The 16779-nt window shown below is 69.0% G+C and carries 16 protein-coding genes; 8 read left to right on the top strand and 8 right to left on the bottom strand.

What is annotated here, in order from left to right:
* Nucleotides 1-36: 36 nt before the first annotated feature.
* From RS883_RS05490 to RS883_RS05465, 6 genes are all read left to right on the top strand, one after another.
* Nucleotides 37-477, top strand: a complete 441-nt coding sequence (locus tag RS883_RS05490) for a copper chaperone PCu(A)C (RefSeq protein WP_315763514.1) — start codon at nucleotides 37-39, stop codon at nucleotides 475-477.
* Complete coding sequence (locus tag RS883_RS05485; protein WP_315763512.1) at nucleotides 474-1367, top strand: hypothetical protein; 894 nt, start codon at nucleotides 474-476, stop codon at nucleotides 1365-1367. Before RS883_RS05490 ends, RS883_RS05485 begins: the two co-directional genes overlap by 4 nt.
* Nucleotides 1364-1822: a vgr related protein gene (locus tag RS883_RS05480; RefSeq protein WP_315763510.1), complete on the top strand. Its 459-nt coding sequence runs from the start codon at nucleotides 1364-1366 to the stop codon at nucleotides 1820-1822. Before RS883_RS05485 ends, RS883_RS05480 begins: the two co-directional genes overlap by 4 nt.
* Nucleotides 1823-1855: 33 nt before the next feature.
* Nucleotides 1856-2131, top strand: coding sequence for a metal/formaldehyde-sensitive transcriptional repressor (locus RS883_RS05475; RefSeq protein ID WP_315763509.1), 276 nt, complete (start codon nucleotides 1856-1858; stop codon nucleotides 2129-2131).
* A gap of 12 nt (nucleotides 2132-2143) precedes the next feature.
* Nucleotides 2144-3106 carry a CDF family Co(II)/Ni(II) efflux transporter DmeF gene (gene dmeF, locus RS883_RS05470; RefSeq protein WP_315763507.1) on the top strand — a complete coding sequence of 321 codons (963 nt, stop codon included), beginning with the start codon at nucleotides 2144-2146 and terminating at the stop codon, nucleotides 3104-3106.
* Nucleotides 3107-3275: 169 nt separating this feature from the next.
* Nucleotides 3276-4085, top strand: a complete 810-nt coding sequence (locus RS883_RS05465; protein WP_315763505.1) for an ATP-binding protein — start codon at nucleotides 3276-3278, stop codon at nucleotides 4083-4085.
* Nucleotides 4086-4120: 35 nt separating this feature from the next.
* Here the strand turns inward: RS883_RS05465 and RS883_RS05460 are convergent, their stop codons facing one another.
* The 3 genes from RS883_RS05460 to parE are packed head-to-tail and all read right to left on the bottom strand — an operon-like array spanning nucleotide 4121 to nucleotide 8115.
* Nucleotides 4121-5290, bottom strand: a complete 1170-nt coding sequence (locus RS883_RS05460; protein ID WP_315763503.1) for a hypothetical protein — start codon at nucleotides 5288-5290, stop codon at nucleotides 4121-4123.
* Between the two features lie 52 nt (nucleotides 5291-5342).
* Entirely contained in the window at nucleotides 5343-6137 is a 795-nt protein-coding gene (locus RS883_RS05455; protein WP_315763502.1) for a hypothetical protein, read from the bottom strand.
* Complete coding sequence (parE, locus tag RS883_RS05450) at nucleotides 6130-8115, bottom strand: DNA topoisomerase IV subunit B (protein WP_315763500.1); 1986 nt, start codon at nucleotides 8113-8115, stop codon at nucleotides 6130-6132. Before parE ends, RS883_RS05455 begins: the two co-directional genes overlap by 8 nt.
* Before the next feature lie 176 nt (nucleotides 8116-8291).
* Here parE and RS883_RS05445 point away from each other — a divergent pair, with 176 nt between their 5' ends.
* A complete protein-coding gene (locus RS883_RS05445; protein ID WP_315763498.1) occupies nucleotides 8292-9143 on the top strand; it encodes an outer membrane protein in 852 nt (283 codons plus the stop codon).
* A 69-nt stretch (nucleotides 9144-9212) separates the two neighbouring features.
* Here RS883_RS05445 and RS883_RS05440 read toward each other — a convergent pair whose 3' ends face one another.
* From RS883_RS05440 to RS883_RS05425, 4 genes are all read right to left on the bottom strand, one after another.
* Complete coding sequence (locus RS883_RS05440) at nucleotides 9213-10838, bottom strand: pilus assembly protein TadG-related protein (RefSeq protein ID WP_315763496.1); 1626 nt, start codon at nucleotides 10836-10838, stop codon at nucleotides 9213-9215.
* Complete coding sequence (locus tag RS883_RS05435; protein WP_315764992.1) at nucleotides 10835-11170, bottom strand: pilus assembly protein; 336 nt, start codon at nucleotides 11168-11170, stop codon at nucleotides 10835-10837. The genes RS883_RS05440 and RS883_RS05435 overlap by 4 nt, the downstream gene beginning before the upstream one ends.
* Before the next feature lie 234 nt (nucleotides 11171-11404).
* Complete coding sequence (locus RS883_RS05430; RefSeq protein WP_315763494.1) at nucleotides 11405-12532, bottom strand: CaiB/BaiF CoA-transferase family protein; 1128 nt, start codon at nucleotides 12530-12532, stop codon at nucleotides 11405-11407.
* Nucleotides 12529-13713, bottom strand: a complete 1185-nt coding sequence (locus tag RS883_RS05425; RefSeq protein WP_315764990.1) for an acyl-CoA dehydrogenase — start codon at nucleotides 13711-13713, stop codon at nucleotides 12529-12531. The genes RS883_RS05430 and RS883_RS05425 overlap by 4 nt, the downstream gene beginning before the upstream one ends.
* 149 nt (nucleotides 13714-13862) lie before the next feature.
* Between RS883_RS05425 and RS883_RS05420 the strand changes: the two genes are divergently transcribed.
* A complete protein-coding gene (locus tag RS883_RS05420) occupies nucleotides 13863-15173 on the top strand; it encodes a hypothetical protein (protein ID WP_315763492.1) in 1311 nt (436 codons plus the stop codon).
* Between the two features lie 4 nt (nucleotides 15174-15177).
* On the opposite strand, the gene RS883_RS05415 is transcribed toward RS883_RS05420, so the two are convergent.
* Nucleotides 15178-16677 carry an NAD(P)(+) transhydrogenase (Re/Si-specific) subunit beta gene (locus RS883_RS05415; protein ID WP_315763489.1) on the bottom strand — a complete coding sequence of 500 codons (1500 nt, stop codon included), beginning with the start codon at nucleotides 16675-16677 and terminating at the stop codon, nucleotides 15178-15180.
* Between the last annotated feature and the right edge of the window lie 102 nt (nucleotides 16678-16779).

Here is a 16779-nt window from a genome sequence, read left to right as displayed (position 1 = left end):
GGCCGAGAGACGGATTGTCCCACGAGGGGAATGGCGATGCGATTGAGCTTTTTGGCGGTAGCGGGCGCGGCGCTGCTGGCCGGGTGCGGCGGCGGCGCGGACGCGCCCACCGCGACGGGCGCCTGGATCCGCCTTCCCGCCGTTCCTGGCCGTCCCGCCGCCGCCTATGTCGCGATCCGCGGCGGCGATCAGGACGTGCGGCTGACCTCGCTGCGCATCCCCGCCGCGCGGCTGGTCGAGCTGCATCGGACCTCGTCGGCGGGCGGCGTCATGTCGATGGCGCCGGTCGATGCGATCGACGTGCCCGCGGGCGCCACGGTGGCGCTATCGCCGGGCGGCGATCATGCGATGCTGTTCGACCTCGACCCGGCGCTCAAGGCCGGGGGCACGACGCGCGTCACGCTGATGTTCGACAAGGCGCCGCCGATCGAGCTCGACGCCAAGCTCGCCGCGCCGGGCACCGCCGGCCCGCCATGATCGCGCTGGCGCTGATCGCGGCACAAGCGGCCGCCGTCTATCCCCAGGGCGGCGCGATCGGCCTCGTCCCCCCGCCCGGCATGACCGCGGCGGAGGGATTCACCGGGTTCGCCGATACGGCCGGCGGCAGCATCGTCGTCGCCGAACTCCCGGCCGAAGCGTATGCCGAGCTTGTCGCCCGCATCGACGCGGCCAAGCCCGGCGAGCCGCTGCCCAACGGCATCGTCCTCGACGGTTCGGGCACGGTGCCGCGCCTTGCCGACGGGGTCGAGGCGAAACGCTGGCGCGGCCATCAGACCGTCGGCGGCCAGCGGTATGCCAAGTGGCTGCTGATCGCCAAGTCGGGCGCGACGACCGCGATCGTCACCGCGCAACTGCCCGAGGCGGGCGCCGCCGCCGGCACCGCCGCGATCGAAGCCGCGCTCGCCACGCTCCGCATCCGCCAGCCCGCGGAGATCGAGGCGGCGGTCGCCGCCCTTCCCTTCGCGATCGGCGACCGCGCCGGCTATCGCCCGGTCCGCACGCTGATGGGATCGGGCCTGATCCTGACCGACGGCCCGCGCGACACCGATCCCGACGGCGCGCAGCCGGTAGTGGTGGTCGCCGCCAGCATCGACGGCCGCCCGATCGCCGATCCCGAAGCCTATGCCCGCCAGTTGTTCGAGGCGCAGCCGGGTTTCACCCGCCTCAAGGTCGTTGAGGCCAGGCGGACGGGCGACGATGTCGTCGTCGCCGGCACCGCCGTCGATCGCGCGCGCGTCGTGTCGATCCGCCAGCACCTGCGCCTTCAGCCAGCGGGCGGCTATGTCCGCACCGTCTGCATCTGGCCCGTCGCCGACGACCTCGCCGCACGCTGCGACCGGCTCGCGGGTTCGATCCGGCCCAAGTGAGGGGTCGCCCGCTCACCGCCGGCGAGATCGCGCTCGCTCGCGAAATGTTCGGCGACGCGATCGATTATGGCCAGGTCGGCGTCGAGAACCGGAAGTGGGCATTCTTTCAGCCGCGTGGCACCGTGATGGCACCCACGGGCTCGATCCACTTCCATCCCAAGGGCGGGCTCTACTGCGACGATTTCTCCTGCGTGCACCCCGACGCGCAGGGGCTGTTCATCCATGAGATGACCCATATCTGGCAGCATCAGCAGGGCATCTTCCTGCCGCTCAAGCGCCATCCCTTCTGCCGCTACGACTACAGCCTCAGGCCCGGATGGCGGCTGTCGCGCTATGGTCTCGAGCAGCAGGCCGAGATCGTCCGCCACGTCTTTCTCCTGCGCCGCAACCGGCTGGTGCCGGGCGCCCCGCCGCTCGACCAGTATCGCGGGATCCTGCCGTTCGGGCCTGCTTGAGTTCAGGCTGATAATAGGGTACCCCCCTATCCTATGGCTCATCTTCATCAGGACTCGTCCAAGCTGCTCGCGCGCGTCCGCCGGATCGCCGGGCAGGTCGCAGCGATCGAGCGCGCGGTCGATGCCGGCGCTCCCTGTGCCGAGACGCTCCACCTGGCCGCCGCCGTCCGCGGCGCGGTCGCCGGGCTGATGGACGAACTCGTCGAGGAGCATCTGCGCGAGCATGTCGCCGCCGACGGCCTCTCCCCCGAACAGCGCGCCGCGGGCGCCGACGAGCTGGCGACGGTGCTCCGCCGCCACTTCCGCTAAGAGGATCGCGCGATGCCGCCGCATTCGGGTCATCACCATCATCACGGCCACAGCCATGCGCCCGCCGCCACCGCGGCGACGCGCGACGCCGGCCATCCCTGCTCGCGTACCCACGAATATCTGGGCGACGCGCATGAGGCGAATGCCCGCCGCACGGTCTGGGTCGTCTGGCTGACCGCGGTGACGATGGTGGCGGAGATCGCCGCGGGCTACTGGACCGGGTCGATGGCGCTGCTCGCCGACGGCTTCCACATGGCGACGCATGCCGGCGCGCTCGGCGTCGCGGCGCTCGCCTATCGCTATGCCCGCGTCCATGCCCGCGACCCGAGCTATACCTTCGGCACGGGCAAGGTCGGCGACCTCGCCGGCTTCGCCTCCGCGCTCGTACTCGCGCTGTTCGCGATCGGCATCGGCGTCGAGAGCATCCGCCGCATCGTCGAACCCGGCACCGTCGCGTTCGGCGAAGCGACGTTGGTCGCGGTGATCGGCCTCGCCGTCAACATCGCCAGCGTCGCGCTGCTCGGCGTCGGTCACGATCATGGACACGGTCACGACCACGCCCATGCGCACGACAACAACCTGCGCTCCGCCTATTTCCATGTCCTTGCCGACGCGCTCACCTCGGTCCTGGCGATCGCGGCGCTGCTGGCGGGGGCGTATCTCGGCTGGGTGTGGCTCGACTCGGTGGTCGGCGTGCTGGGCGCGATCGTCATCGCGCGCTGGTCGTGGGGCCTGATGGTCGACACCTCGCGCGTCCTCCTCGACCGCGCCGACCCGGGGCTCGCCGACACGATCCGCGGCGCGGTGGAAGCGCCGGGTGACGCGCGGATCGTCGACCTCCACGTCTGGCGTGTCGGGCCGCAAGCGCACGCGGTGATCGTGGAGGCCGAAGGAATGGCGAGCGCTGGCACGATCCGCGCTCGCCTGGCCTCTGTGCCTGCTATCGCGCATCTGACGGTCGCCGAACACAGCTGAACCGCCGTGCTCCCGCCTCCGCGGGAGCACATTCGGGAAAGGGCTGGGCGCCGGGCGGGAGCTGATGCCCGGCGCCCTCCCCTTTCCTGCGGTGTCGCACGCTTCGCCTGAACCGAACGTGGCTAATCGCTTGACCCGCGACCGAGGCGCGCGGCAACGACCAGGCACCATGACCGACCCACTTGTCCGCATCGCCGACGCGCTCGACCGGCTGGCCCCGCCCCCGCCCGCCGATGCCGACCCGCTGGCGCACCCCGCTTATGTCTGGGACGGCACGGGCCTGCGCGCCGTCCGTGCCTTCGCGCCGCAACCGCTCGACCGGCTGAAGGGCATCGACCGCAACAAGGCGGTGCTGCTCGCCAATTTCACGCGGCTCGCGGACGGCGTCGCGGCGCAGGACGCGCTGCTCTGGGGCGCACGCGGCACCGGCAAGTCGGCGCTGGTCAAGGGCGTCGTCGGCGCGCTCCAGGCCGAGGGCCAGGCGATCGCGTTGATCGAGGTCGTCACCGACCGCCTCGACACCCTCCCCCGCCTCTTCGCGCGCATCGCCGACGCGCCCCGTGCGTTCGCGATCTTCCTCGACGATCTCGGCTTCGATGCCGCGGGCGAGGCGCGCGCGCTGCGCTCGCTGCTGGAGGGCGGGGCCGAAGCACGGCCCGCCAATGCGCGGATCGTCGTCACCTCCAACCGCCGCCACCTGATGCCGCGCGACATCGCCGAGCAGGACAGCGCTATCAATCCGCGCGACGTCATCGACGACCAGCTCGCGCTCGCCGACCGCTTCGGCCTGAGCCTCGGCTTCCACGCGCTCGATCAGGACGGCTATCTCGCGATCGTCGCAGGCTATGCCGCCGCGCTCGGCCTGACCTTCGAACCCGCCGACGCGATCCAGTGGGCGACGCAACGCGGCAGCCGCTCCGGCCGCGTCGCCTGGCACTACGTCACCGAACTCGCCGGCCGCGCGGGAAAGCCAGTCTGACGCACGGCCGATAGAGGTCCCTGCGAACTCGATGCCTAATTGGCCGAGGCGGTGGCCTGGGACGGTGCAGTCAGATCGAGGCGGACGAGCTTCCGCTCGGCCGATCTCACGCGGATGCGCGACCTGGTTTCCTGGGTGAAAGGTGCGGTCATGGTGAAGCGCTCGACGCGGTAGAAGCCGGGCTCGTCGGCGGGCGCGGTCGTTGGCGCATAACGTCGGCCGCCCAGCGAGGCGACGACCAGCTTCGGCCATTCGCCGGACAGCTTCGGCCCGCTGCGGAGCATCTCAGCCTCACGAACGCGGCCGTCGGGACCGACCCAGAAGCCGAAATCGGCCCAGTTTCCCTCCGTCGCGACCTTCAGCAGCGGCGTCTGGGCACTGGTCAATGGCGGCGCCCCGCGCTTCGCCAGCTTGTCGACCACCCGGTCGCCCGTTTCGTCGAGCACGATCACCGGCATGTGGAGGAGCAGCGGCTCGTTGCCGACATCCTGCCGTGCTGCCGCGATGATCGCCTCCATCGCATCGGTCTTGCCTTGCGCCACCTGGATTCGGGCATCGACGATCCGCGCGGCATTGACGAAGACGGCAAGTTCCGGCTCGCGCCGCTCCAGCAAACGCCGAAGCGAGTCAGGCCGGCCATCGCCGCTTCGCGCGGACGAGAGCTGGGCATCAAGCGACGCACGGCGCAGCAGCGCCAGTCCCTCCAGCCGCGCATTGCCGGCGCGCCCTGCGAGGCGCTCGGCGGCGCGATAGCCCTCCATCGCCGCGTCGAAGCGCCGCTGCGACAGCCAGGCATCGGCGGTCGCGATGCGCCCCGCGATCGAGCGCGCGTCGGTCTCGCCGAACGCGCCGCGCAGCACCCCCTCGCTCGCCATCATGCTCTGGCGTGCCTTGTCGGCAAAGCCCAGATGTCCCGCGATCCGCGCATCGGCGCGCAGCAAGTCGGCGACAGGCTCGGGCGCGGTCTTGGCGAACTTGCGATTGCGGGAAACGCCGCGGCGAACGGTCTCGCGCGCGCCGCGATAGTCACCGGCGACGAATTGACCCTCGGCATGGCCGAGCACCGCGTCGATCTCCTCGGCCGGCGGGCACCCCCGGGCGATGCACGCGCGCAGCCGCGCCTCGCTGTCTTTCAGGCTGGGGCCGATCACGGTGATCGTAGGCGCTTGTGTCTGTGCGACGGCAGGAACGGCGATGGACGCCATCAAAGCCACCACGCCAAGCTTCAAACCGAACATCACGCGCACCTCCTTCAGCCTATTCGATCGGACCCCAGCGGATGCGGCGGACCATGAGCGAGCTTACCGGCTGGCCGGTGCCGTTGCGCGCCGGCGCCTTGTAGCTGACCTTGCGGCGGAGCGTCGGACAGGCAAGCTTGTCGAGCGCCTCGTCACCAGAGGGCACCAGCACGCGGCAATCCGTGATCTTCGCGTCGTCGCCGATCGTCCACAGGATCGTCGTGAACCGGCCGTTGATCTTGTCGAGATAGCGGTCGGGCACGTCCTCGACATTGATCCACGTCGCCGATCGCGGCGTGGCGGCGAGCGTCACGGACATCGGTCCGTCGGGCTCGACGTTCCAGCTGGCGAGCAGGCCCCGCTCACACTCGCCCGCGGCGCGCACCATCCGTGCGATCTGGCCCATGTCGACGACGACGGGCGCGTCGGCGAATCCCCTCAAGGTCGCGGTGCCGCTCGGCGGCAGCACGGTGCCCGGGGCCGGTTCGATGGGCAGGAGATAGACGCCGGTGCCTGCGCTCGTCCGCGCAACCTCGATCGCGCCGATCGACAGATCGCCATTGTCGAAGGCGGGCCGCATTGCGCGCCGCTCGATCGCCATCGCGGGCGGCACCGACAGCAAGGCGGTCACGCCCGGCTGACCCGGAAAGTGCCGCACGCCCACCACCATCGGCGTGTCGGCGGCGGTCGCCTGGCGATAGACGGTGCAGCTCGTCGCATCCGCGCCGACGTCGAACGTCTCGGCCGCGCTCGCCCCCTGCGCCGCGCCAGCCATTCCCAATGCGGCGAGCCCCGCCGCAACCCCCTTATGCATCGAGTTCCTCCACCTCCAGCCGGGCGGCGTTCTCCTGGATGAAGGCGAACCGGTGTGCGGGATTGTTGCCCATCAGCCGGTCGACCAGATCCTTCACGCCCGACCGCTCCTCATATTCCTGCGGCAGGGTGATACGGATCAGGCTGCGTGTCGAGGGGTGCATCGTCGTCTCGCGAAGCTGCCCCGGATTCATCTCGCCCAGTCCCTTGAAGCGCGCGACGTCCACCTTCTTGCCGCGGAACGCCGTCCGCTCGATCTCGGCACGGTGCGCGTCGTCGCGGGCGTACAGCGACTTGGCCCCCACCGTCAGCCGATAGAGCGGCGGCTGCGCCAGATAGAGGTGCCCCCGCCGCACGAGCTCGGGCATCTCCTGGAAGAAGAACGTCATGAGCAGCGTCGCGATATGCGCGCCGTCGACATCGGCGTCGGTCATGATGACGATGCGTTCGTAGCGAAGATTGTCGGGCAGGCAGTCCTTGCGCGTGCCGCAGCCCAATGCCTGGATCAGGTCGGCGATCTCCTGATTGGCGAGGATCTTGGCGCTGGTCGCGCTCGCCACGTTCAGGATCTTGCCGCGGATCGGCAGGATCGCCTGCGTCTTGCGATCCCGCGCCTGCTTGGCGCTGCCGCCGGCCGAGTCGCCCTCGACGATGAACAATTCGGTGCCCTCCGGACTGTCGGCGGCACAGTCGGTGAGCTTGCCGGGGAGGCGCAGCTTGCGGGCGGAGGTCGCGGTCTTGCGCTTCACCTCGCGCTCGGCCTTGCGCTTCAGCCGCTCGTCCATCCGTTCGAGGACATAGCCGAGCAGCGCCTTGCCGCGGTCCATGCGGTCGGACAGGAAATGATCGAAATGGTCGCGCACCGCCTTCTCGACCAGGCTGGCGGCTTCCGGGCTGGTCAGCCGGTCCTTGGTCTGGCTCTGGAACTGCGGTTCGCGGATGAAGACCGAGAGCATCAGCTCGGACCCTACCATCACGTCGTCGGGCGTCAGGTCCTTGGCCTTCTTCTGACCCACCAGTTCGCCAAAGGCGCGAAGGCCACGCACCAGCGCCTGGCGGAGGCCCTGTTCGTGGGTGCCGCCGTCTGGCGTCGGGATGGTGTTGCAGTACCAGCTGTACGATCCGTCGCTCCAGAGTGGCCAGGCGACCGCCCATTCGACGCGGCCCTGCTCGTCGGCGAACGACTGCGCGCCGGTGAAGAAATCGGCGGTCGCGCACTCGCGCGCGCCGATCTGTTCCTTGAGATGATCGCCAAGGCCGCCGGGAAACTGGAACACCGCCTCGGCCGGCACGTCCTCGCTCGCCAGGCTCGGCGCACAGCGCCAGCGGATCTCGACGCCCGCGAACAGATACGCCTTTGACCGCGCCAGCTTGTAGAGGCGTGCGGGCTTGAAGTGCATTTCCGGCCCGAAGATCTCGAAATCGGGGGTGAAGCTGACGGAGGTACCGCGCCGGTTGGGCGTGCCGCCCAGATGCTCCAGCGGGCCGAGCGTCTGGCCTTGGCTGAACCGCTGCCGATAGAGTTGGCGGTCGCGCGCCACCTCGATCACCGTGTCGACCGACAGCGCGTTGACGACGCTGACGCCGACGCCGTGAAGGCCTCCCGACGTCGCATAGGCCTTGCCCGAGAACTTGCCGCCCGAATGGAGCATCGACAGGATGACCTCCAGCGCCGACTTGTCGGGAAAGCGCGGGTGCGGGTCGACGGGCATGCCGCGGCCGTTGTCGACGATGGTCAGGCGATTGCCCTCGGCCAGCGTGATCTCGATCCGGGTGGCGTGCCCCGCCACCGCCTCGTCCATCGCATTGTCCAGCACTTCGGCGGCGAGGTGGTGGAGCGCGCGCTCGTCGGTCCCGCCGATATACATGCCGGGCCGGCGGCGGACGGGCTCCAGCCCCTCCAGCACCTCGATCGAGGCGGCGGTATAGTCGGTGGCGGTGGACGGCGTCGGCGCCGCGAACAGGTCGTCGTCGGACATTCACGCCGTATAGCCCGGCCGTGCCCCGGAACAAAGCGGAGCCGCAAACGGCATGTGTTGCCGTTCCGCCACACCCCCCGCATCTTAATTCCGCCGCAATGCAGCTAAATCCGGATCAAGGGCGTTGGGCGGCCCGTCAGTAGCATTTTTGCGTAACCGTAAGGAGTAAGCGTTGTATGCGTAAGCGTACCCTCTATCGTGCCGTTGTCGGTGCCACCGCCCTGTTCGCCGCCGTCCCGGCGCTGGCGCAGACCGCCGATGGCGAGAAGCGCTTCAATGGCCCCTATGTCGGTGGTTCGTTCGGCATCAGCGTCCAGCCCAACGACGCGGGCGAAAGCATCGTGTTCGACCGTACCCTGGACGGCAATTTCGGCGACACCGTCGTCACCTCGGGCGGCGCCAACGCGTTCGCGCCGGGCTTCTGCAACGGCGGCGCGCGCGGCGCGACCCCGGCGGGCGGCTGCTTCAACGACAAGGACGACATGGAATATTTCGGCCGCGTCGGCTGGGATAGCCAGTTCGACAACAACTTCGTCGTCGGTGTCGTCGGCGAGTTCGGCAAGAGCCAGGCCAAGGACTATGTGACCGGCTACAGCTCGACCCCGGCCTCGTACCAGTTCGGGCGCAGCTTCGACTGGAACGCCAGCATCCGTGGTCGCGTCGGCTATGCCGCGGGCGGCAAGACGCTGTTCTACGCAGCGGGCGGTCCGGCCTATGCGCGGATCAACAACAGCTTCACGACCACCAACGGGGCGAACTCGTTCACCTCGAATGGCGGCAAGCACAACAGCTGGGGCTACACGGCCGGCGGCGGTGTCGAGCAGTCGATCACGCGCAACATCTCGCTCGGCCTCGAGTACATGTACAACAACTATAACGACGACGATTACGTCGTTCGTGCCGGCCCCGGCACGGCGCCTGCGACCAACCCGTTCCTGCTCGGCAATGCCGGCGGCACGGACATTCGTCGCAGCGACGACAATTTCCGGTTCCACTCGATCCGCGCGACGGCAGCGTTCCGCTTCTAAGGCGCGCCGGATCCAGTTTCAGTAAGCGTATGCGTACCGCCCCGCCGCTCACCCGAGCGGCGGGGCTTTTTACTGCACCAGCACCGGCGTGCCGCAGCGCAGGCCCGTGACCCACATATCCTCTTCGCCGACACCGACGCCCAGGATGTTGGTCACCGACATCAGCACGGGATCGAGCACCGGCGCGATCAGCGAGAGCTGACTGCCGACCGCGCGGACGACGGGATCGAGCGGGAGCGGCACCAGCCCGCCCAGCAACCGCGCGCGCAGTTCCACCTTCTGCATCAAGCTGCTCGCGACGCCGCCGATCGGCGTAGAGCTGCGGACCGTCTGCGGCGTGCCCGCGGCGATCGCCGCGGCGTCGAACCGTCGGACCTGGAACGTCTCGGCCGCGCCGAGATCGATCGTCGAGCGCCCGTCGATACTGACGAGCAGCGTCTGAAGGATGCGCGCATCGGCCTGTGACACGGGCGTGCGGAAAATGTTGAGCGAATTCGGGTCGACGCGCGCGATCGCCACCTGGCCGATCCCAGGCCTGCCGCCCAGGTCGACGCTGCGCGGCGCACCGCAGGACAGCGCCTCCAGCCGCGCTTCCCCGCTCGCCACCTCGATGAAGATGGGAAGTTCCACCGACGCAAGGCTGATGCCCGGCAAGGGGGCGGCGTTAAGCGTGCTTTCAAGATAGACGCGCGTCTGCGCGGTGCGGATCACGGGCGTGCGGTCGCGCGTCAGCGCGATCCAGGGCGAATTGGCGGGCCGGTCGCCGATCGCCACCCACAGCCGCGTCTTCGCGAGGCCGGGGATCTGTGCGCCCAGGTCCAGCGCCACCTGCCGGCTCGTCGCGCTCCCCTGAATGACGTTGCTGGCGATATCGAGCGTGTCGATCGAGATGAGTCCCGCACCGCCATCGTTCTGGCGTCCGAGCTCGCCCAGGCTGATGAGGCTGGAGAGCCTGATCGCCCCCTTTGCCGCGGTCGCCAGATTGGCGAGCGCCGCTTTGGCGACCGGATCGGCGACCTGACGCGACAGGCTGCCCAGGATCGTGCCCGCCGGCAGTTCGGTCGCGAGCAGTTCGTCATAGCTCCCGACCGTCACCTTGGCATCGGCGCCCAGCACCTTGAGCCAGGGGATGAGGTCCACCTTCGCCCTGGCAAGCGCGTTATAGTCCATCAGCGACAGCGACACGTTGCCGCCGGTCAGCCCCGACAGCAGCGCATTGGCGACGCCGCCGTCCAGACTGGCGAGCCGGCTGCCGACCGCGAAGCTGGCGAGGTCCAGCCGACGCGCGGTGGCGCGGCGCTCGACGGTGACGGCGCGGGTGCCGAAGACGGCGGCAAACAGCGTGGGGACGTCGCCGCGCACCGTCACGCGGACCGCATCGGGATCGGCGCCGCCCGCCACGAACCGCGCATCGGGGGCGGCGTCGGCGGCATACCGGCCGGTGACGGTCTCGGTCGCGACCGGATAGCGGCCGGGACTGGCGGTCACCATCGCGTTGGCGATCGCCGATGCCTGGCTGGGGTCGCGCACGGCCGCGAGCGCGCCGGCATCGGCGACGCCCTGCAATCGCCGCCGCTCGAGCTGCACCGCGCCAAGGTCGATACCGACCGCCGCCAGCCCGACCAGCATCGGCATCGCGCCCGCCACGATCACTGCCGTGGCGCCGCGGCGCTGCTTCGCAAGGCGGCGGATCATGGGATCAGCGCGACCTGTGCGACCGCGCGCCGCTCGATCACCGGATCGGGCATCGGCACCAGCCCGGACCGCAGCAGCGACAGCGCGCGCGTGTCGACCGACAGCGTGACGGTGACGCGGTTGTCGCTCTCCTCGACCGCGCTCGACACCTCACCGGGCTTGGCGACGGCGGCCTTGGTCAGGCCCTGCGTCACGCTCGTCCGCGCCAGCGTCTCCCGCTCAGTCCGGGTCTGACCGACAATCGCCGCGCGAGCCGCGTCGTTGGCGAGTTGCTGCAAGGTATAGGCGGTCAGGAAGTACTGACCATAGCCCAGCATTCCGACAAGCAGCACGATCAAGATCGGCGACAACAGCGCAAATTCGATCAGGGCCGCACCACGGCGATCGGACCGAAGACGAGAAAGCGCGTACATAAGTCGACCCTATCCCTGCACCTCTAAAAACCTGGGAACGGACAGGATCAACTAATGCGCAAATTGCGGCCTTGTTCACGCGCTTTCGATTCCGATTTCGGAATAGTTCTATGCAAAACCCATGTGATTGAAACCGTACTGAACTAACGCAGGTCAATCCTGAGGCGCGTCCAGCATCGGCGCGGCATCCCCCGGGAGCCGGTCACGACCCACGAAGCGGATCGGCAGCGCCACGCCCGGCACCGTCGACCCGTCGGGCCGCGCGGCGGCGATCGCCAGCCCGCGATGGACGATCTGCGGGTCGGCAAACGCGTCCGCCACGCTGTTGATCGGACCCGCCGGCACGCCGACCGCCTCCAGGGCGGCGAGCAGCGGCTCGCGCTTCCACGCGCGCGTCGCCGTCGCCACCATCGCGTCGAGCGTCGGCCGCTGCGCCACCCGCAGCGCATTGGTGGCGAAGGTGTCGTCGCAATGGAGCCCCAGCACCTCGCACGCCCGCGCGAATTGGCGATCGTTGCCCACCGCCAGGATGATCCAGCCATCCTCGACCGGATAGGCGGCATAGGGCGCGATGTTGGGATGCGCATTGCCCAGCCGCATCGGCGGTGTGCCGGAAGCGAGGAAGTTCATCGCCTGGTTGGCGAGCGTCCCGGTCATTACGTCGAACAGCGCCATGTCGACATGCGCGCCCCGCCCCGTCCGCGCCCGCTCGGCCAGCGCCGCCTGGATGCCGATCACCGCATAGAGTCCGGTCAGGATATCGGCATAGGCGACGCCGATCTTCTGCGGCGCGCCGTCGGGCTCGCCGGTCAGGCTCATGATCCCGCTCATGCCCTGAACGATGAAGTCGTAGCCGGCGCGGGCGGCATAGGGCCCGTCCTGCCCGAACCCCGTGATCGAGCAATAGACGAGGCCGGGATGACTTGCGGAGAGACTGGCGTAGTCGAGCCCGTATCTGGCGAGGCCGCCGACCTTGAAGTTCTCGATCACCACATCGGCATCGGCGACCAAGGCGCGCACCACCGCCTGGCCTTCCGTGGTCGAGAAGTCGGCGACGACCGAGCGCTTGCCGCGATTTGCGGCGTGGAAATAGGCTGCGTCGCGGCTGCCGTCCGGGTTGTCGATGAACGGCGGGCCCCATCGCCGCGTGTCGTCGCCCTCCGGGCTCTCGACCTTGACCACCTCGGCGCCCAGGTCCGCGAGCACCTGTCCCGCCCAGGGGCCGGCAAGGATACGCGCCAGTTCGACGACGCGCAGCCCGGCAAGCGGCCCGCCGCTCAAAACGCCGCGATGCCGGTGATCGCGCGGCCCAGGATCAGCGCATGGACGTCGTGCGTGCCCTCATAGGTGTTGACCGTCTCCAGGTTCACCATGTGGCGGATCACCTGATACTCGCCCGAAATGCCGTTGCCGCCATGCATGTCGCGCGACACCCGCGCGATATCGAGCGCCTTGCCGCAATTGTTGCGCTTGACCAGGGAGATCATCTCCGGCGCGAACCGCCCCTCGTCCATCAGCCGGCCCACCTGCAGGCTGGCCTGGAGGCCGAGCGCGATCTCCGTCGCCATGTCGGCGAGCTTCTTCTGATAGAGCTGCGTGCCCGCCAGCGGCCGCCCGAACTGATGCCGGTCGAGGCCATATTGCCGCGCCGCGTGATAGCAGAACTCTGCCGCGCCCATCACGCCCCAGCTGATGCCGTAGCGCGCACGGTTGAGGCAGCCGAACGGCCCCTTCAAGCCTTCGACGCCCGGCAGCAGCGCGTCCTCGGGCACGAACACCTCGTCCATCTGGATCATGCCGGTGATCGACGCGCGCAGACTGATCTTGCCCTCGATCTTGGGCGCCGACAGGCCCTTCATGCCCTTTTCGAGCACGAAGCCGCGGATCGCGCCGCCATGCGCGTCGGACTTGGCCCAGACGACGAACACGTCGGCGATCGGGCTGTTCGAGATCCACGTCTTGGCGCCCGAGAGGATGTAACCACCCTCGACCGGCTTGGCCCGCGTCCGCATGCCGCCGGGATCGGACCCCGCATCGGGCTCGGTCAGGCCGAAGCAGCCGATCAGCTCGCCCTTGGCGAGGCCAGGCAGATACTTCGCGCGCTGTTCGTCGGAGCCATAGGCGTGGATCGGGTACATCACGAGGCTCGACTGCACGCTCATCATCGAGCGATAGCCCGAATCCACCCGCTCGACCTCTCGCGCGACCAGGCCATAGGCGACATAGCCCGCGCCTGCGCCGCCGAATGCCTCGGGAATGGTGATGCCCAGAAGGCCCTGCTCGCCCATTTCGCGAAAGATCGCCGGATCGGTATGCTCGCGCTCGAACGCGTCGGCGACCCGCGGCTGAAGCCGATCCTGCGCGAACGCGTGCGCGGCATCGCGGATCATCCGCTCGTCATCGGTCAGCTCGGCATCGAGCCGCAGCGCGTCGCTCCAGTCGAAGCGCGTCATTCCGGTCATGGCATCCTCCTGGCCCGTCATTTCGGCCATTTGGATGCGGCGGTCAAATCGGCGCCTCGTCGCTCGGTCGCGCCGTCCGGTCGAAATTGCAACCGTTTGGGCACAAACGCACGGCAGGACAGCGCCCGAACCTGAGCTGGAGGAACCGGATGCTGCGGACTGTCCTGATCGCGTCGATGGTGGTGGCCTGCGCGCCCGCGGATGCACAGAGCGGCGCCACCCGCTTCACGCGCGATCCGGCCCGGTTCAAGGCGATGCAGGCCAGGATCGTCGCCGAGATGCGCCGCACCACGCCCGACGCCGCGCGCGATGTGGAGGGGCTGTTCGGCCGGGACCTGATCGCGATGCTGGACCCCCAGATGCGCCAGATGGGGCTCGACGTCAGCGACGTCGCCGACATGACGACGGTTTATTGGGTGACCGCCTGGGAAGCGTCGAACGGCATCGTCGGTCGCCGGACCGATCCGGCGCTGGTGAAGGGCGCGAGGGCGCAGATTGCGGGCACGATGGCGGCCGCCGCGCAGATGAGCGACGCGCAGAAGCAGGAGATCGCCGACATGATGCTGCTGCAAGGCGTGCTCGCCGAAGCGCGGATGGGCGCGGCGGCAAAGGCCGGCGCGGCGATGCAGACGCGAATGAGCGACACCATCCATGCCGAGGCGAGCCAGATCCTCAAGACCGACCTGCGCCAGGTCACGCTTACCCCCGCCGGCTTCAAGCCGAAGGGCGGTGCCGCACCCATCCGGGGCGGTGCCGCAACTGCGACCCCCACCAGCACCGCCGGCCCCGCCGCGCACGCCGACAATTGGAGCAAGGTCGAGGGCGTCTATTTCCGCTCCTACACCGGCTTCGGCGTCGGCGGCATGGTGACGCAGGCGTTCGAGCCCGTCGTCCTGTTCAACGACGGCAGCTATTACGAGGTCGAGGGGCCGGCGCTGGAGGATGTCGACCTCGCCGCCAGCCGCCGCGCCAAGCCGCGCGCCTGGGGCCGCTGGGCCAAGGCGCCCGGCGGCTATGCGCTCACCAACGACCGCGGCAAGACCTCGACCGAGAAGCTTCAGGGCGGCAGCTTCTTCAAGGCGTTTCCGGCCGAGACGAGCGGCGGCAAGCTGTCGGCGACCTATTCGCGCGTGTCGGGCGGCGGCAATTCGGCGATGGGCGGCGACATCACCATCGGCGGTCGCACCGACATCAGCTTCAATCCGGACGGCAGCTTCGGCCGCAACTCGGGCGGCGGCGCGATCGGCTCGGGCAACCAGTCGGGCGTAGGGCTCGGCGTGTCGAGCCGGAGCGCCGGTCAGGGGCGCTACACGATCCAGCGCCACACCATCACCATCGCCGGCCCCGATGGGCGCCCCCAGCGCCAGTTCTTCGCGTTCGGATCGAAGGGCACGCCGGCCCAGCCGGCGACCAACATGCTGTTCCTCGGCGACCGCGTCTACGTCGTCATGAGCCGCTGACGGCTCAGTCAAGCGCCTTCACAATCTCCTCGACCATCTTCTTGGCGTCGGCGAGGAGCATCATCGTGTTGTCCATGTAGAAGACGTCGTTGTCGACGCCGGCATAGCCGACGCCGCCCATCGACCGCTTGATGAACAGCACGGTCTTGGCCTTTTCGACGTCGAGCACGGGCATGCCGTAGATCGGCGAGGTCTTGTCGGTCTTGGCCGCCGGGTTGGTCACGTCGTTGGCGCCGATGACGAACGCGACGTCGGTCTGCGCGAATTCGCTGTTGATGTCCTCCAGCTCGAACACCTCGTCATAGGGGACGTTGGCCTCCGCCAGCAGCACGTTCATGTGCCCCGGCATCCGCCCCGCGACCGGGTGGATCGCATACTTCACGCGGACACCATGCTCCTTCAGCTTGTCGGCCATCTCGCGAAGGACATGCTGCGCCTGTGCGACCGCCATGCCGTAGCCGGGGACGATGATGACCTGCTCGGCCTGTTGCATCAGGAAGGCGGCGTCGTCGGCCGACCCGCGCTTCCACGGCCGCTGCTCCTTCGCCTCCCCGCCGCCGCTCGCCGCCTCGGCCCCGAACCCGCCGGCGATGACGGAGAGGAAGCTGCGGTTCATCGCGCGGCACATGATGTAACTCAGGATCGCGCCCGAGCTCCCCACCAGCGCGCCCGTGATGATCATCGCGGTGTTGTGGAGCGTGAACCCCATCGCCGCCGCCGCCCAGCCTGAATAGCTGTTGAGCATCGACACCACGACCGGCATGTCCGCGCCGCCGATCGGCACGATCAGCAGGAAACCGATCACGAAGCTGAGCGCGAGGAGCACCCAGAACGGCCAGACGTCCTGCGTGTGCGCGAATTGCGCGACGAGGAACAGGATCGCGGCCAGCGTGCCGAGATTGATGGCGTGGCGTGCGGGCAGCAGGATCGGCTTGCCCGACATGTTGCCGTTGAGCTTCAGGAACGCGATCACCGAGCCGGAGAAGGTGATCGCGCCGATCGCCGCGCCCAGACCCATCTCGACCTTGCTAACCGGATTGATGACCGCAAAGGGATCGCCGATCATCGGGATCACCATCTCGGCGATCCCGAACGCCATCGGGTTGAGATAGGCCGCGACCGCGACCAGCACGGCGGCCAGGCCGACCAGGCTGTGGAAGGCGGCGACCAGCTGCGGCATCGCCGTCATCGCGATCCGCCGCGCGGTGACGATGCCGATCAGCGCGCCGAGGCCAATCGCGGCGAGGATTTCGAGGAGGGCGATCAGATCGACGAACCCGCCGTTCATGGACAAAGCCGGGCCATGAGCACCGCTGGTTCCGCCCATCGGAATATGCGTCACCAGCGTCGTCACCACCGCGATCGCCATGCCGATCATGCCGAAGCGGTTGCCCCGCTGGCTCGTCGCCGGCGACGACAGCCCGCGCAGCGCCAGGATGAAGCACACGCCCGCCACCAGATAGGCGAGCGCCGCGAACGAATTGCCGGCGGTTACGTGCTCCATCCCCAACCCCTTATCTCGTCACCCTGGACTGGATCCGGGGTCCGGCTTCTTCTTCTTAACCCGCCGAAAAAAGCGGGACCCCGGCTCCGAGTCCGGGGTGAC

The sequence above is a fragment of the Sphingomonas sp. Y38-1Y genome (genome assembly GCF_032391395.1).
In the GTDB taxonomy this organism is placed as follows: Bacteria; Pseudomonadota; Alphaproteobacteria; order Sphingomonadales; family Sphingomonadaceae; genus Sphingomonas.
The sequence above is the reverse complement of the archived record's forward strand: the minus strand, read 5'-3'. Positions and strand labels throughout refer to the sequence as shown.

Coding starts and splice junctions, on each gene's coding strand:
- RS883_RS05455 (WP_315763502.1), bottom strand. CDS start 6,137: ATGCATAAGGGGGTTGCGGCGGGGCTCGCCGCATTGGGAATGGCTGGC.
- RS883_RS05440 (WP_315763496.1), bottom strand. CDS start 10,838: ATGATCCGCCGCCTTGCGAAGCAGCGCCGCGGCGCCACGGCAGTGATC.
- RS883_RS05460 (WP_315763503.1), bottom strand. CDS start 5,290: ATGGCGTCCATCGCCGTTCCTGCCGTCGCACAGACACAAGCGCCTACG.
- RS883_RS05475 (WP_315763509.1), top strand. CDS start 1,856: ATGGCTCATCTTCATCAGGACTCGTCCAAGCTGCTCGCGCGCGTCCGC.
- RS883_RS05420 (WP_315763492.1), top strand. CDS start 13,863: ATGCTGCGGACTGTCCTGATCGCGTCGATGGTGGTGGCCTGCGCGCCC.
- RS883_RS05415 (WP_315763489.1), bottom strand. CDS start 16,677: ATGGAGCACGTAACCGCCGGCAATTCGTTCGCGGCGCTCGCCTATCTG.
- RS883_RS05485 (WP_315763512.1), top strand. CDS start 474: ATGATCGCGCTGGCGCTGATCGCGGCACAAGCGGCCGCCGTCTATCCC.
- parE (WP_315763500.1), bottom strand. CDS start 8,115: ATGTCCGACGACGACCTGTTCGCGGCGCCGACGCCGTCCACCGCCACC.
- RS883_RS05465 (WP_315763505.1), top strand. CDS start 3,276: ATGACCGACCCACTTGTCCGCATCGCCGACGCGCTCGACCGGCTGGCC.
- RS883_RS05445 (WP_315763498.1), top strand. CDS start 8,292: ATGCGTAAGCGTACCCTCTATCGTGCCGTTGTCGGTGCCACCGCCCTG.
- RS883_RS05490 (WP_315763514.1), top strand. CDS start 37: ATGCGATTGAGCTTTTTGGCGGTAGCGGGCGCGGCGCTGCTGGCCGGG.
- RS883_RS05425 (WP_315764990.1), bottom strand. CDS start 13,713: ATGACCGGAATGACGCGCTTCGACTGGAGCGACGCGCTGCGGCTCGAT.
- dmeF (WP_315763507.1), top strand. CDS start 2,144: ATGCCGCCGCATTCGGGTCATCACCATCATCACGGCCACAGCCATGCG.